General features: G+C 38.2%; 15 protein-coding genes. 12 read left to right on the top strand and 3 right to left on the bottom strand.

Annotated elements, in window-relative coordinates:
- Positions 1–143: 143 nt before the first annotated feature.
- On the bottom strand, positions 144–980 hold the full coding sequence (locus ND855_RS01300; RefSeq protein ID WP_265356842.1) for an LEPBI_I2678 family protein: 837 nt from the start codon (positions 978–980) through the stop codon (positions 144–146).
- Positions 981–1528: 548 nt separating this feature from the next.
- Between ND855_RS01300 and ND855_RS01295 the strand changes: the two genes are divergently transcribed.
- From ND855_RS01295 to ND855_RS01260, 8 genes are all read left to right on the top strand, one after another.
- Positions 1529–1948, top strand: a complete 420-nt coding sequence (locus ND855_RS01295) for a TIGR04452 family lipoprotein (protein WP_265356841.1) — start codon at positions 1529–1531, stop codon at positions 1946–1948.
- A gap of 198 nt (positions 1949–2146) precedes the next feature.
- On the top strand, positions 2147–3712 hold the full coding sequence (locus ND855_RS01290) for a hypothetical protein (RefSeq protein WP_265356840.1): 1566 nt from the start codon (positions 2147–2149) through the stop codon (positions 3710–3712).
- 62 nt (positions 3713–3774) lie between these two features.
- On the top strand, positions 3775–4410 hold the full coding sequence (locus ND855_RS01285) for a hypothetical protein (protein ID WP_265356839.1): 636 nt from the start codon (positions 3775–3777) through the stop codon (positions 4408–4410).
- Positions 4411–4480: 70 nt separating this feature from the next.
- A complete protein-coding gene (mreC, locus tag ND855_RS01280; RefSeq protein ID WP_265356838.1) occupies positions 4481–5659 on the top strand; it encodes a rod shape-determining protein MreC in 1179 nt (392 codons plus the stop codon).
- A complete protein-coding gene (mreD, locus tag ND855_RS01275; protein WP_100725885.1) occupies positions 5656–6171 on the top strand; it encodes a rod shape-determining protein MreD in 516 nt (171 codons plus the stop codon). Before mreC ends, mreD begins: the two co-directional genes overlap by 4 nt.
- Positions 6168–8105, top strand: coding sequence for a penicillin-binding protein 2 (gene mrdA, locus ND855_RS01270; protein ID WP_108960677.1), 1938 nt, complete (start codon positions 6168–6170; stop codon positions 8103–8105). The genes mreD and mrdA overlap by 4 nt, the downstream gene beginning before the upstream one ends.
- Positions 8105–9619: a rod shape-determining protein RodA gene (rodA, locus tag ND855_RS01265; protein ID WP_100725883.1), complete on the top strand. Its 1515-nt coding sequence runs from the start codon at positions 8105–8107 to the stop codon at positions 9617–9619. Before mrdA ends, rodA begins: the two co-directional genes overlap by 1 nt.
- An 8-nt stretch (positions 9620–9627) precedes the next feature.
- The gene (locus ND855_RS01260; protein ID WP_265356837.1) at positions 9628–10467 is read left to right on the top strand and encodes a hypothetical protein; all 840 of its coding nucleotides are present in this window, start codon (positions 9628–9630) and stop codon (positions 10465–10467) included.
- A gap of 34 nt (positions 10468–10501) precedes the next feature.
- Here the strand turns inward: ND855_RS01260 and ND855_RS01255 are convergent, their stop codons facing one another.
- Positions 10502–11434: a bifunctional riboflavin kinase/FAD synthetase gene (locus ND855_RS01255; protein ID WP_265356836.1), complete on the bottom strand. Its 933-nt coding sequence runs from the start codon at positions 11432–11434 to the stop codon at positions 10502–10504.
- Positions 11435–11470: 36 nt separating this feature from the next.
- Here ND855_RS01255 and ND855_RS01250 point away from each other — a divergent pair, with 36 nt between their 5' ends.
- Entirely contained in the window at positions 11471–12040 is a 570-nt protein-coding gene (locus ND855_RS01250; protein ID WP_265356835.1) for an LIC10729 family protein, read from the top strand.
- On the opposite strand, the gene ND855_RS01245 is transcribed toward ND855_RS01250, so the two are convergent.
- Positions 12041–12385 (bottom strand): STAS domain-containing protein, encoded by a 345-nt coding sequence (locus ND855_RS01245; RefSeq protein WP_265356834.1) that lies wholly within the window; start codon positions 12383–12385, stop codon positions 12041–12043.
- Positions 12386–12504: 119 nt separating this feature from the next.
- Here ND855_RS01245 and ND855_RS01240 point away from each other — a divergent pair, with 119 nt between their 5' ends.
- From ND855_RS01240 to ND855_RS01230, 3 genes are read left to right on the top strand one after another with little or no spacing between them, the layout of a single operon-like run.
- Complete coding sequence (locus ND855_RS01240) at positions 12505–13224, top strand: LIC_12936 family protein (RefSeq protein WP_265356833.1); 720 nt, start codon at positions 12505–12507, stop codon at positions 13222–13224.
- Between the two features lie 27 nt (positions 13225–13251).
- The gene (locus ND855_RS01235; RefSeq protein WP_265356832.1) at positions 13252–13947 is read left to right on the top strand and encodes a DnaJ domain-containing protein; all 696 of its coding nucleotides are present in this window, start codon (positions 13252–13254) and stop codon (positions 13945–13947) included.
- Between the two features lie 11 nt (positions 13948–13958).
- Positions 13959–14975: a type I phosphomannose isomerase catalytic subunit gene (locus ND855_RS01230; protein ID WP_265356831.1), complete on the top strand. Its 1017-nt coding sequence runs from the start codon at positions 13959–13961 to the stop codon at positions 14973–14975.
- Positions 14976–14984: the final 9 nt, after the last annotated feature.

Genomic DNA, 14984 nt, shown 5'->3' with positions numbered 1-14984 from the left:
ACTTCTCTCCTTACGAATCCTATCATAAGCAATTTTAAAATATGTTTTGGATCGAAATTGCGATTTTTTAAAATTGAATCAGTGCACCTTCTCGAGACATACATCCCGCTAGGAGCGAGAATGTATGCCATTGTAAGTTAGTATTACTGTGTGAGTAAGTCTTGGAGTCCAAAGATTCCATCACAACTACCAGCGATGCGATTGGAAAGCTGAGCCCTTGGCAAAAATCCTTCTAAAGATTTCGCATTCGTTTCATTGATATGGATGAAACGAAAGGATGTCGCTTTTTTCTCTTTATCGATGAGACCGCAAAATGCGCCAGCTCCACCACCAGGGATGGTAAGAATCATTTCTCCAGCTTTTTTTGCCGTATAGGTTGTAATCGTATTTCCACTTCTTCTTGAAGTTTGGTACACACCCTTGATTCGGTAGGTACCAGGACTTAATGTTTTTACATTGGATTGGTTTTGAAAAATACTTGTGTATTCATCGTTGGCATTGGGAATTACATTTCCTTTCTCATCCAATTTCTCAATATTAACTGCACTAAGATTCGAGTATGTAATCACTACCGGAATTTTTGATGACTCATCTAAAACAGCTTTGTATTTTTTTTGAGTTGGTGAATTTAAATCAACCTTGTATTTTTCATCACGGATTAAATCTGCTTTAATATTGAGTGGAGTAAAACTTTCAAAAACACCTGCTAGATAATCAATTCCAAATCCGATGGGTGCTCCGAGTAAAAACAAAAAGTTTCCCCATATCCATTTATTTGTTCCCTTTTTTAATTCGATAACTTGCGGAGCATATCCAGTTTTTTCGATCCGTACTGTCTTTTTTTCTACAACATCTTTTTTCGGAAAACCAACATCTTTAATGATAAAGGATTCACCAATTTTTTCATCATCAAGAAAAATATGACTGTCTTCTGGTCCAATCACATTCAAATCTTGATTTCCTTGCATAGCATACTTCATGTAAGTTGCACAATTTCCAGTCAAAAGTATGCAAAACAAACAAAATATAGAAAGAAGAATATTCAATTTAATTTTCATAGAACTAGTGTTAATGATCAGTTCAATTCTGACAAACAAATAAATTTGTCTCTAAGGTAGAACATGTTACATCACGTTCGTCAGGCTCGATATAACCGGTTAACATTTGGTGAGTAGTTGTTAGGAGGGGGGAGTAGGTGATAGGTGGTTGGAAATTTATATTGAGATGAAATTTTGTAGCATTTTACATGAGTTTTCTGCCATGAATGAACTTGAATTGCATTCGCAATTGCAAAACCAAAGATAATGATTCCATGGCCTCACTTAAATTTCTTTCTTAATTTAAACCCTACTTCAAAATATAAATTTTCTTTTGAAGAAAAGAAAACACACCAAAACCCAGGGTTTTTTATGAATTTAGTAGTGAAAATTCCATAAATTTCACTTTTAAATTAGGGGAAAACATTCTTACATCACCTGACCCGTATTTTGCGGTAATTTCCCTTTGACAGAAAATATCATACATCAAAATGTTTGCATATATGAATAACCTAACATCTAAACTTTTTCTAATTTCAATATTTGGATTTTTGATTTGTTGCAACCAACCTGTGATTGGAGGTCTCAGTTCTAAAAACATCACCGGCAAAGAAGCACTCGAAAAACTGATAAGCGCAGGGAGACAAATTGACACTCTCTATTTTAGGTCAACATCCTCCTCATCTTCCTCTTCTTCATTCAGTTACACTTCTGCATCCTTATTAGCCAACTTATTAAATGGGGCACTGATTCCAATCGCTGCTGGACTTGAAGATAATAAATACTATCTAAAAGATGGAGTAGACAAATGTGTAACACAAATCTATGCCTTTGGTCTCGTAATAGATAATTTTGTGACTGTCGGTTTAAGTTGCGATATCAAACCTGCACCTGTACTTGCTCTTCCTTGATTGGATTGAAGTTTTTATAAATTTCCAAATAATAGAGATATCCCTTTCGTTGGAATTTTTGATTCAGGATTCCAACGAATCGAAAACACATAATCTGAACAGATGAAATAAAATGAATTGCAGTTCCTAGGAAAGTAGATTTAAGTTTCAACTAATCCTACGAACCAAACACAGACCCAAAACCATCGCACCACAATCATGATATTTCGATCCCTAAATGAAAAAAAAATTGTTCTTATACTCATTGTTTTTTCCACTTTTGTTTCATTTTTAATTGGAATCTTCCAAATCCATAAAATTCATAAAAAAAATCTGATCGAATTAAACATGGAAGTAAATCCACAATCGTTTTACGGATTTGATTTTCATTTTTACGGTGATGCTGGATTCAAATGGATCCAAATCCAAGATTTAAAAGCTCAAAATTTTAGAGATATTACCTGTTCCTATCCTGGGAAAGAATTTGATCCTGATTTTGTTCAGACAAAAAATTCAGGAGTGATCACAGTTCAAAATGGTTCCTGTTATTATCTTTTCCCATTCGCACTTTCTTATATTATGTATTTCCCAACGATTTTCGCAGGACAAATTGGGATCGTAGTTTTCCAACATATACTTGTTGCTTTCATGCTGTATTGGATGTATCAAATTGGAAAAATCCTCAAGTTGGATTTTTGGAAAATTTTGCTCTCATTGATTCTAATTCGATTTGGAACTTCCTATGGAACCGCAGTTTTTGATTTAGAAGAACATATACTGACAGGATTTTTGTTCCTATTTGCTATCTATAGGCTCTTGCTAAAACCTAACAAACACCAAATTTGGATGAGTGGTTTTTTCATTGGACTTCTCTTTTTATTCAGACCCGAAACATGTGTGAATTTATTGGTGTATCCATTGGCTATTTACAATCTTTCAGTAGATCGAATCAAAAAACCAATGAACCAAGTGATGATTGCAATCTTTGGTATCATTTCCAGTATCCTTCCGATTTTGATACTCAACCAAGGATTGGTACACCATCCCCTTGGGATTAAAGCATTTGATCCCATACATTATGTTTCGTTTGGAGAGAGAATTTCAGGTCTCATTCGAAATTTATTTTTTTATTCTCCATTTTACTTTAACCCTCTATTGTTTCAAATGCCAATTTTGGTATTGGCTTTGTTTCAGTTCCGATTCCATCAGTACCAAAAGGAAAGTTCTGAAATTAAATTTCTCTATACATTGCTCTTCTCTCTTCCTATCTTATTATTTGTTTCACCCACATCGGCAACGTATTATTTAGGATTACGATTTGCCTATTTTTTATATCCAATTTTAGTGATTTTGATTTTCCATACGGTTCATCTAGATACGTTAAATAAAAAAATCGGATTCGGTATTCTTTATGGTTGGAGTATAGTCACTTTCCTTATGAGTTTCAATTTTTCCTTTTCAATCTATAAGGGTTATGATTTAAATTATAAGTTATTAAAACAAAATAAAACTGAGCTTGTTTTTGTCCGTGATATGGGAGCTCTGATGAGTCTATCCGATTTGTATCTATCTGGTAAAAATATACTTGCCTTTGAAGACAAATCGTTCCGCGAAATGATCCAAGAAGTTGGTAAACGACAACCAGGTTCAGAGATCAGCATCATCCAAAGTAAATATTCTGGTGAACCAATTCCATTCACTCAAATTGCAAACGAGTACACCCTAAAATCAAAATTTGAAAATCCAAGCATATCCATTGTTCAGTATGCCCCATTCAAACATTGAAGATTCACTCCAAGATTTGAGTCACCTTGGTGCTCACGGGATTTCCTTTCGTCTAACAATCAATGTTTTCGGATAAACCAGTTTGGATCTGGAAGGGAAATCCAGAATTAGTTCTCCTACAACTGGTAGGTCTCATCTTATTTTTTTACTTTGCCTTTCGGATCAGTGCCTACTTCACGCACCGGTATGAACTCATCCAAATGCATCGTAAACGCCTCGACCGACTAGCGTTCCGAGCTGGTTGTAACCAAGTGGAACGTTCCCTCCTCCAAACCTTCTACAACCAGTTGGACCGTCACCACCGTGTACTCCTTGCACATAACCATGCGAAAGAATACTTACGGGCCCACCTCTTACAATTTGTTTCACAACTCGACCAAGATGAAGAACGAACCTTCTTATCCCTCGTGGCAAAATTTTTGGGAACTGCCCGTGAAAAATCACAAGTCTTTGGAGTCAGAGAGTTTGTTCTCGTCCACTGGGGAAAGGATTCTTACTTGGCACAAGTGGTCGACCCTGGACTCACAGAGGTCAGAATCAGGTTCAGTCCAACCAAACGAAACACGGGCGCACCGAACCAAACCAAGATTACGGTGTACAGGGAACCCAAAGGATTCCAATCCATCCATGGCAGTGTGGAAATGGAGACCGGTTCCACCTTCTTTTTCCGCCCCAACCAAAGGACAGAAACTTCTTGAATGAAAAACGGACCAATTCCGATTCTCGCTTGAAATATTCTTTCCACGAAAATTAATGTGACATAAGTCCATGAAGTGGAATCGCATCAATCAAAATGACGAATTGTTCTCCCTACTTTTCGTATTCCTGTTTTCCTTTACTTCCCTAATTTGGAACGGCAACTTCATGGTAAGAGGGATTGCCAGCTTTCAGGGTGTAGGCGACTTTTTTTCTGGGTCCTTTGATTCCTTTGGATCCCTCATCAAAAGTAGTTATAACAAACTCGAGTCCTTCGAACGGGTTAGAGAAGAGCGTGATTCTTGTTTGAACGTGATGGAAGAATACCGACAACTCTCCAAAGACGTAGAACGCCTCAAAGCAGAAAATGCAATCCTCAGACAAGAGTTAAACTTTCCTCTCAGATCCGAGTATCCATCGGTTCGTGCAGAAGTGCTAAGTGTTCGTTTGAATGCCATTTATCGTACGATCATCATCAATAAAGGGTCAGAATCTGGAATCAAACCTTATATGCCAGTCGTAGCACGTGCGTTAGACGAAAAAGGTAAATTCACTGAAGCCCTTGTTGGTAAAATCATTGCCGTCTCAAAAGGATCTGCCGTCATCCAACCCATCATCAATTCCAATTTTTCCATGGGTGTCTCCATCCCTGGAACCAATTTATGGGCTTCCCTCAATGGAAACAGTGGTCGCGGAACAGATGTTTTGTTAGATTATATTGACTCAGGGATTGTGATTGATCCAAAAGCAATTGGCAATTTCCCAATGGGACCAAACCCTCCACCAACTTCACAGAACACCATGTTTACAGAAGGGTTTAGTAAAATTGGAAAGGCCGTATTTAGTTCCGGTGGATCTGGAGTTTTCCCGCCAGGCATTCCTGTAGGAACTATCATCGAAGAAGGACCAAGGAATGGTTCCTTTAAAACAGCCATCTTACGTCCGTTTGTTGAATTTGATAAATTATTACACGTGATTGTCTTAAAAAAATTACCTGAAAAGTGGCGAGAAGAGTGGCCAGCTGAAAAAACAATTCAAATTGAAGGGCCATACTTTGGTGAAATTGATTTCCCTAAAGAAAAAGATTATAATAAAAAAGAGAAAAAACAAGGAACCCAAGGATTTGGAAACCCAAGTACATTTGGCACACAAAACACAGGTCGTACGAACCCTAGCTCAAATCCTACTTCACCGTCAGAACCTTCTCCTTCTCCCCAAAACTTGGAAGGACCTAGGGAGGTGAATCCATGATTTTAGATAAATTATTTATCATCATAGGAATGTTACTCGCTCATTTTCTAAATGGCTCAAACGTATTCGAATTAGGTAATGCAATCCGTCCTGATTTTATGGTCATTTTTGTTGTGTTCTTTGCACTTAGAAAAGGACCTATGTACGGACTTTGGTTAGGATTTTTCGGAGGCTTACTCACCGATACTGCACTTGGTGGTGAAATTGGTGGAGACAATATTGTGTATTACAAAATTGGACTTCATTCTTTTTCCTATGCAATCATTGGTTACATCGTTGGGAAAGGTCTTAGAAGTTCTTATACAGAAAACTATATCTCCATCACAATTTATGTTTTGGGACTTACCTTTGTATCAAGACTCATCACTTATTTGTTATTCTTAATGTTCTTTCACTCAAACCATAGTTATTCCTTTTTGTATGTTTCTCTTTATAATGCGTTCTTAGGACCTGCATTATTCTTTTTATTCTCTTGGGCATACCGATTGGATGGAGATGAGGTGCGGCAATGAGCCAGTCGGCATCTGAGTTTCGTTTAGAAGCAAGTTTCCGTAAACGATTGTACTTTTTTACAGGGATGATTGTATTTACGTTAACTGCTTATATTTTACAATTATTCAACTTACAGATTGTACAAGGGAGCGAAAACTCTCTCAAAGCCGAACGATTTGTCCGCAGAAGTGAATCCATTCCTGCAGATCGTGGTAATATTTTTGATCGTAATTTTTTAACACCAGAAACAAGCCAACCTCTTGTCTCCAATTCCGCATCTCTAGATGTGATTTTGAATACTAGTTTACTCAAAAACGATGCCAAAAAAGTAAAAGAGTTCATCTACAAATTTTGTGAAGCTCTTTCGATTCCGATCGTTTATTATGAAAAAGAATTACAAGAATCACGATTGATTAAAAAAATCCGATCAAGAGAACCTTTTGTGTTACTGGAAGGGATCTCCAGGGAACAACAAGAACGAATTTTAGTTTTAGATAATATCAATCGTTATGTGTATTTAGTTTCCTCACCTGCGCGGGTATACCACATGGGACCAGCTCTTTCGCATGTGACCGGTTATGTGGGAAAACCTACAACAAGTGACTTACAAGAAAAAGAAATCAAAACCTACCAATTGATTGGAAAAGGGGGGATAGAATCCCTTTACGACACTACACTTCGTGGCCAAGACGGATTTCGCATACAGAAACGAAATACAGAAGGTAACATCGAAGAAGAACGTGTCATTGAACACTCTGTCCCTGGAAATAACTTAATCCTCACAATCGACAGAGACATGCAAATTGCTGCTTACAAAGCACTAAAGGGTGTTAGGGGAACAGTCCTTGCGATCAAAGCAACTACTGGTGAAGTTTTAGCCATGGCTTCCAACCCTTCCTATGATCCAAATATTTTGTCTGGGAAAAATAAACTCGAACGTTCCAACCACTTCACTCGTGTCACAAACAATGGTGGGTTTTTGAATTTAGCTATCCAATCTAGGTTCCCACCAGCCTCCACATTCAAAACCTTGGTGGGACTTGCTGCAATGGAAAGTGAACATAAAATCAATTTTGATCCCAAACAAACCTTTTCTTGCCCAGCAAGTTTTACCTTAAAGTCAACCTTCAAAGGGGTTCCAGACCAAGTGTTTTACAACTGGGACAAAAAAAACCATGGGGATCTTAATTTAGCACAAGCACTTGAAAAATCAAACTCAGTGTACTTTTACCAACTTGGTTATAAATTGGGTGCGGAACCAATCCTCGCCTACTCTCGGTTATTTGGTTTAGACAAAAAAACAGGAATTGATTTACCTGGAGAAGCCACTGGCTTTATCCCAAGTTCCGATTGGAAAAAAAGAACATATGGCAACAAATGGTTTGATGGAGATACAGTAAACTTATCCATCGGACAAGGATTTATTTCAGTCACACCAATTGAGATGGCATTGTTTTATATGGCAGTGGTCAATAATGGAAAAATATACAAACCGTACGTTGTGTCCGAAATTAGAAGCCCACTTGACAACTCTCTCATCCAAAAAACAGAACCAACCATTTTACGCGATATTCCACTTAAAAAATCCACTGTGGAAGCTTTGAAAGAAGGATTGTATTTGGTTGGGTATTCAGGAACTGCATCTGGTGTTCTCAATTCACCAACGTTACCTGAGATTGCAGGTAAAACAGGAACGGCACAAACAAGACGTAGAGGAGCATCTTCCTCAAACCACGCTTGGTTCATAGGGTATGCTCCCGTAAATGCACCTGTCGAAAAACAGATCTTAGTTGCGGCATTCGTTGAATATGGAGTTGGTGGTGCAGCATCAGCAGCTCCTGCGGCAAGGGAAGTTTTTAAAGCAGCTTTCCCACCAGGATCTTTCCCACGAACTGATAGATCCCGTGCCAAAACCATGGAAGAAGAAGCACCAGTCGAACAAGAGGCATTTTAATGGCTGATCGTAATACAGAAAAACTCGATTATTTTTTAATCTTCTCTGTTGTGTTAGTTGCGATGGCAGGAGTCCTCACACTTTACACGCAAGAAGCAAATACAGCTGATGGACTTGGACGATGGTACAAACAATTTTCCTTCGTATTTGTCGGTCTCATTGCAATGTGGTTTATGTCTAGGATCAATTACCAATTGATTGGTTCCTATGCTCTATTCATATACCTATTTTCCATTTTCCTTCTGATCATAACACTCATCCCTGGGATTGGTTACCTACCTTCTGGTCGTGGTGCCAGGTCTTGGTTAAAACTTGGTCCAATCACTCTCCAAGCTTCTGAGTTTTCAAAATTGGCAACTGTGATTTTACTTGGCCAGTACTTAGTGATGAAAGAAAAGGAGATGCACAAAATTACAGTTTTGATCATTCCGTTTATCATTTGTTTGGTGCCAATGTTATTCATCATTTTACAACCAGACTTTGGAACTGCTGTTTCCTTTTTACCAATGTTATTTACTATGTTGTACTTAGGTGGTGCAGATATTCTCCATGTTGGATCCCTTCTTACCTTCGGTGGAATTTCCCTTATGGTTCCAATGTACTTAGCGTACTCACAACTTACTCTTGTCCAACCTCTCATTGACTTACTTCGTAAAGACAACAAAACAGAACTAGTATCGTTGGTGAACCAACTCCAAGGAAAAATTTGGCTGATTCTAGATGGTAAAAAAGTATCTGGTCTCACTCTCCCAGGCATTGAAAATCCAAAAAACTTACAAATGATCCGTGAAGCAGCAGAAATCGTAAAAGATGAATACGCAAGTATTGGATATAAAATTTTATCCAATGAAGCTTTTATGTTTGGTCTCGGTGGAACGTTAACACTCATTAGCCTTGTGATGATTTTTATACGGATTGCTCGTGGTTCACGTCATCTTAGAAATTATTACATCACGATTGGTATCCTCGGGCTTTCGGTTCTTTCCGCCATTGCTGTTCACAAATCCATTCCTTTCCGAGAAAACCAAGTGATCCGACTCACTGCATTTTTAAATCCAGACCAATTCAAACAAGGAGCGGGGTACCAACTCCGTGCCTCCAAACCAGCTGTAGGTTCAGGGAAAGTTTTTGGTAAAGGTCTCTTCCATGGAGAGATGACAGAGGGAAGAATCCCTCATGTTCCCGAATCAGGAACTGACTTTATCTTTGCTTCTTGGGCAGAACAAACTGGTTTTTTTGGAAGTGTTCTGTTACTTTTCTTTTTGATGTCCATACCCTTACGTGGTTTGCAAATCAGTTTTGAAAGTAAGGATAGGTTTGGATCTCTCCTTGCCGCGGGGATTGTTGCCATGATTTTTTTCCATATTGCCATCAATGTTGGAATTGTAATTGGTCTCCTCCCAGTAACAGGTGTTCCACTTACCTTTATGAGTTACGGTGGATCCCACTTAGTGATGGCAATGACTGCTGTTGGAATCATTTTATCGATTAAAAAACGTAAGTTTGCGAATTAAGATTTCGAATGAAACCTACCAAAAAAATTCTGGATGTAGATGAGTTCTTCCAAACTAAAGTGAAGTTGGAAGATGAACTCATCCATTTGGAAGTTTTGGAACGGCAAGTGAACGAACAAATTTCCAAGTTAGTGGGTTTGTCTGAAAAACTGATCCAATGTTCAGAATCAAATGAGTCTCCTTATTTTTTACAACGAAGCAAACGCCTCAGTGCTGAAATCATCAAATTCAAAATCAAAAATGATTACAAACAAAAAGAATTTGATTCCCTTTACCACATCTTAGATAAAATCAAATCCGAAGACAAAATAGAATTTTTAGATTCTGCCTTAAAAAATCGAATCGCTAAAATTGCTAAGCGATTGGTGAATCAAAAACAAAACGAAACGGATTCCAATCAAAAAAACATAAGTTTATCCTTCACCGAAAGAGTGAAGAATGCATCCAATTTGATAAAAACAAATCCAACCAAACCGTCCCCAGGAAAACTTGTTTTTATCTGTTATGTGTTAGAAGGAGTCAATTTCTTATTACCTAAAAAATCCTATCGCATTCTTCGAAATATTCCTGCTTTTAAAAAACAAATCAAAATCAAAGACAAATTAATTCCAATGTTTCCAGGACCTGGATTTATCCTCATGGAAGAAGGGGAATCCAAAGAGAAACATGTCATCCTAATGAAAAATTCTGACAAACTGGAATGTGGTTTTTACTTTGATGAGTTAAAGGAAGATTGGGCCGTTTCTAAATTATCCTTGGATTCCATTTTAGAAAAAGAATCTAATCACAAATCAATTCTAGGTAAAATCAAACGGAAAGGAAAAACATACCACGTTGTCAACCTTTGACTTTCACCGACCTTCACCACATTTAGTTATGAGTTTACCGAAGTGCCAATATCGACAAACTAGTGTCTTTGTCTTTGTTAAGTTGGTTTTTTAAAGCATCAATACCATCAAACTTTTGTTCTTCTCGGATTTTTTTTACCATTTCCAGTTCAATTTCTTTGCCGTATAAATTTCCGTCAAAATCAAAGATGTTTACTTCTACATGTAAACCTAACCCATCAAAGGTGGGATTAAATCCAATGTTTACCATTCCTTTGTGGTCTTTTCCATCAAACTTCACAAAACAAGCATACACACCCACCGAGGGTAAAAGTTTATCACTTGGAACTTGGAGGTTTGCCGTTGGAAATCCAATGGTTCGACCACGTTTGGAACCTTCTACCACGGTTCCAGAGATATGATAATTTCGTCCGAGTAAAATCTTTGCTTCTTCCATTTCTCCTTTGTCGAGGAAACCTCGGATAAGAGAGGATGAAATTTTACTGTCTTTCTTTAGAACTGCTTCTCTTAACTCAACCGCATAACCATAATTAGATTTATGTAAATCAAGAAGAGTAAAATCACCTCTTCTTTCAGCACCAAAAAAATGGTTATAACCAATCACTATGTGTTTGGCATGTAAGGTTTGGATCATGATTTTTTCTAAAAACTCTTCTGCAGACATTTTCGAGAGAGAGATGGTAAAATCTAAAACGATGAGGTAATCAATCCCAAACCCGCGTATGAGTTCCTCTTTTTCTTTTTCCGAGGAGAGGTATTTAAAGTTTGGTTTTTTCCCAAGCACAACTGCTGGGTTTGGATAATAGGTAACCACAACCGAAGGGATTCCAAGTTCCTTGGCTTTTTCCACAGTCCGTAACAAAAGTGTTTGGTGACCCACATGGATTCCGTCGAAATTTCCAAGTGTCAAAGAAGAGCCGAGTTGGAATTCATTTTGGATCGATTCTAAAGAGCGAATAATTTTCAAAGGGGGACTTGTCTCGTAATCCGATACTTGGTATAGGTGCTACCATTGAAACTACGAATCCTTCTCTTTACGGCAATCTTTTTATCAACGATAGGTGCACTCTTCGCAGACGATTCCAAAATTCCCAAACAAGAATTTGGATTGGAGGAAGGATTGTTACCCGAAGACATTTCTACCTTCCCCGAACTGAAAACATGGGCCATCTACCAGTCCTACGAATTGGAACCGGATGGACCCTACTTGGGATTACAAGATTCCATTTGTCGGATGGTGCCTGAATCGGGACTTCGTTTTTTATTAGAAAAACCACGTGATACAAAATCCACAGTTTACCTGTATTTGGACTTAACGATGTACAAACCACTTAAGGGATCAAAGTTCAAACCTAGAAAGTTACAAATTTTTGTGAACGGAAAACCCAAACGTGCCATCCTAACAGAACGTACGAAGGGTTTTCAGAATCCTGTGGAAATCCCATTGGAACCTTCTGAATACCCAGATGGCAAAATTTACGTCGATTTAGTGCCGAGTCAAAACTCAGTCGGCCGTTTTTGGGGGATTTGGGATGCGTTTGTAGTCGAAAACCGTTTGGACGAGAAGGATTGATTATACCGCGTATTTTTCGCGGTATTCGTCTTCTCCAATGGTTTGGAAGTAACTAGTAAGCCCTGCTACCTTAAACACCTTCTCAATTGCTGGTTTCATATTGGCAATGGAGAACTTCCCTTGCAATTCTTGGACATAATTCAGCTGTTTGATGAGCATTCCAATCCCAGAAGAGTCAATGTAGTTCAATTTCTCTAAATTGATGATGACGTGGAGGTTGTTCGAAGGTTGGCTTGGGATATTGGTTTCGAGGAAGTTTTTAAAATCCAAGGAAGTGTAAATGTCCAAACTTCCGGAAATGCTGATCACAAAAGCGTCTGCATTCTTTTTCAGATTTATTTCCATGGGAGACCTACCGCTAGCGTCCTGTTTTTACGTTTTTTGTTCAACCTTATTTTTAACAAATTAATAATTTCATTTCAAAAGTCGAAAATAGATATAGAGTTTACTATCTGGGAGTTCGTATGCGTACCTCGTTTGTCTTAATTTTTACCTTCCTCTTCACCGTTGGTCTTTTTGCCGCGGATGAAAAAAATGAACCTGTGAGCCAAGCAGATTCCCATAAATTGAATCCAGATGGAAGCATCGCTCTCATCCCTTATAATGCCAAACAGCAACAAAAAATCGATCGTATCGGTAAGGAAGTGGATGATTACCATGCCATGATCAATGAAAAGATCAAGTTCCTTAGCTTTGAGAAAAAAATCAAAGATAGTCGGTATGGTCAAGTTTCGAGTGCACGTGAAATCCACTTACCTTATGAGCCACGTTATGTGATGCACAGCCGTTTTGTAATGAAACTAAAAGGTGGCGGTGGTGCTGAAGGTGGTGGTTTTTCCCTTGATGAACTTTCCTTTTGGTCCCGTAAGTCATTAACGGATAAAGGAAAAGACCCAGTCACAACCTACCGCGAACTCAAAAACAGTACAGCTGGCGGAGTGAAAGGACTAATCCTTTCCGTACGCACTGTTACAAACGCTGACGACAACACTCTCAATTATGAATTGGAAAAAATCCAAAGCCCTTGGGAACGAATTCGATTGGCAACCGCTTACCGTGACAGGCTCCGTGAAGTAGCAAGAAACATTGATCGTTACATCCAAGCAAAAGGAAAACTCGAAACAAAAATGGTTTCTGAATCTGTAATGGAAATCTCTGTGAGTGGAGATTTCGAAGAACCTTAGTTGAATTTAGGTGGGATTTGTTAATTAATGCCACCGCAAAACACCAATTTATACGAAGTATTAGAAATCCCTTTTGGAGCAACGACGGAAGAAATTAAATCTTCTTTCCGTCGTCTCGCTAAACTGTACCACCCCGACAATCCCATCTCTGGCTCCTATGCCAAGTTCCAATCCATTCATTTTGCGTACCAAACTCTAACTGGTAATTCACGAAAACAGTATGATGATGAGTTCAAAAAAAATTATGCAAAAGCTTTTTTAAAACGCAAACTAGAAGAACATCCTATTGTTTTACCAGTATCACGCGTACGATTTACAACAGGGATCATTGACCTTGCCAAACGTGGGCTGATGAGAAAAGGTTTTCGCAATAAAGATCGTAGGAAGGTTACGGGCATTGATTATGATTTGGTGATTGATTTAAAAGAATCGGAAACTTTGCGACCCGTGATTGCCGTGATCCCACTTACCGTTCGAATTGTATGTCGTGATTGTATGGGAAGTGACCCACATTGTCCTGCGTGTAATGGCCGAGGTAGTTATAAAGGATACCGAAAACTCAATGTAGAATTTCCAGTTTCGACTCTAATCCCATCCAAAATCTTTGAATTTGATCTTTCCAAATTTCGCCCTGATTCTTTCACACATTTTAAGAAAAAAATCCTACGGGTGAAACTTCTCATCCATAAAAATATCCCTTTACGGACAAAGACCGCTGTCTAAAAAGGAAACCAATGGAGAGGATTCCAAAAATCGTATTTCTATCCCCAATTTATAAAGAAAAAATTTGGGGTGGCAGGAAACTGGAATCACACATGGGACGAAGTATCCCTGAAGGATTGATTGGAGAATCATGGGAAGTTTCCGTTTATGGTTCTGACGTTTCTAAAATCCAAAATCCAGAATTTTCAAATCTTCCGTTAACTGAACTCATTCAAAAAGCACCCAACGAAGTTTTAGGAAAACCATTTTCGAATTCAGGGTTACCCTTACTCGTAAAAGTCATTGATGCAAAAGAAAAACTATCTGTCCAAGTTCACCCAAACGATGATTATGCGCTCAAATATGATCCACAGTCCAATGGTAAAAAAGAATGTTGGTATGTTTTATCAGCAGATCCTGGGGCAGAACTGGTTGTAGGATTTGACATTCATACAAACCGCAATGAATATGTAGCACTCGTTAAAGAAAATTTAGGAGAATCAGTTCTCAAAAAATGGAAAGTAAAACCTGGCGATGTATTTCTTTTAAATCCAGGGACCATACATGCGATAGGTGGTGGAGTTTTACTTTTAGAAGTGCAACAATCCTCTGACTCTACTTACCGAGTTTATGATTACGGCAGAATTGGAGATGATGGTAAACCAAGAGAATTACATTTAGAAAAAGCATTCTCCGTGTTAAATTTTTCAAAATCGAATGGCGACGAAAAACTAAAAAAAGAACTGATACATTACCATCCATTCCCTAGATTTTTATTCACTTCAAATGACAAATTCAGGCTTGAATCTTGGGAATTCAACCAAGCTCAAAACTTCACCTTTTCTCCGTTATCTGATCCAGTTTGTTTTGGAATATTTTTCACGGTTTCCGGATCCATTTATTTCCCAGAACTCAATCGAACGGTTGGAACTGGAGAAACTTTTTTTGTGACTGCTTCTGGTTTTACTGAGACAATTCAAGCATGTGTTACCCCTGGGACAAAACTTGCTTTTATGTCCAGTGGCACCGATACTGTAAAATATCAATAACAAGACCTA

The sequence above is a fragment of the Leptospira paudalimensis genome, assembly GCF_026151345.1.
In the GTDB taxonomy this organism is placed as follows: domain Bacteria; phylum Spirochaetota; class Leptospiria; order Leptospirales; family Leptospiraceae; genus Leptospira_A; species Leptospira_A paudalimensis.
Note: the sequence above shows the minus strand (reverse complement) of the source record. Positions and strands in the feature narration are given on the sequence as shown.

Excerpts from the sequence above, each read along its gene's own strand:
- ND855_RS01245 (WP_265356834.1), bottom strand. The coding sequence starts at position 12,385 with ATGGAAATAAATCTGAAAAAGAATGCAGACGCTTTTGTGATCAGCATT.
- ND855_RS01290 (WP_265356840.1), top strand. The coding sequence starts at position 2,147 with ATGATATTTCGATCCCTAAATGAAAAAAAAATTGTTCTTATACTCATT.
- ND855_RS01230 (WP_265356831.1), top strand. The coding sequence starts at position 13,959 with ATGGAGAGGATTCCAAAAATCGTATTTCTATCCCCAATTTATAAAGAA.
- rodA (WP_100725883.1), top strand. The coding sequence starts at position 8,105 with ATGGCTGATCGTAATACAGAAAAACTCGATTATTTTTTAATCTTCTCT.
- ND855_RS01295 (WP_265356841.1), top strand. The coding sequence starts at position 1,529 with ATGTTTGCATATATGAATAACCTAACATCTAAACTTTTTCTAATTTCA.
- ND855_RS01235 (WP_265356832.1), top strand. The coding sequence starts at position 13,252 with ATGCCACCGCAAAACACCAATTTATACGAAGTATTAGAAATCCCTTTT.
- ND855_RS01300 (WP_265356842.1), bottom strand. The coding sequence starts at position 980 with ATGAAGTATGCTATGCAAGGAAATCAAGATTTGAATGTGATTGGACCA.
- ND855_RS01285 (WP_265356839.1), top strand. The coding sequence starts at position 3,775 with ATGTTTTCGGATAAACCAGTTTGGATCTGGAAGGGAAATCCAGAATTA.
- ND855_RS01240 (WP_265356833.1), top strand. The coding sequence starts at position 12,505 with ATGCGTACCTCGTTTGTCTTAATTTTTACCTTCCTCTTCACCGTTGGT.
- mrdA (WP_108960677.1), top strand. The coding sequence starts at position 6,168 with ATGAGCCAGTCGGCATCTGAGTTTCGTTTAGAAGCAAGTTTCCGTAAA.
- mreC (WP_265356838.1), top strand. The coding sequence starts at position 4,481 with ATGAAGTGGAATCGCATCAATCAAAATGACGAATTGTTCTCCCTACTT.
- mreD (WP_100725885.1), top strand. The coding sequence starts at position 5,656 with ATGATTTTAGATAAATTATTTATCATCATAGGAATGTTACTCGCTCAT.
- ND855_RS01260 (WP_265356837.1), top strand. The coding sequence starts at position 9,628 with ATGAAACCTACCAAAAAAATTCTGGATGTAGATGAGTTCTTCCAAACT.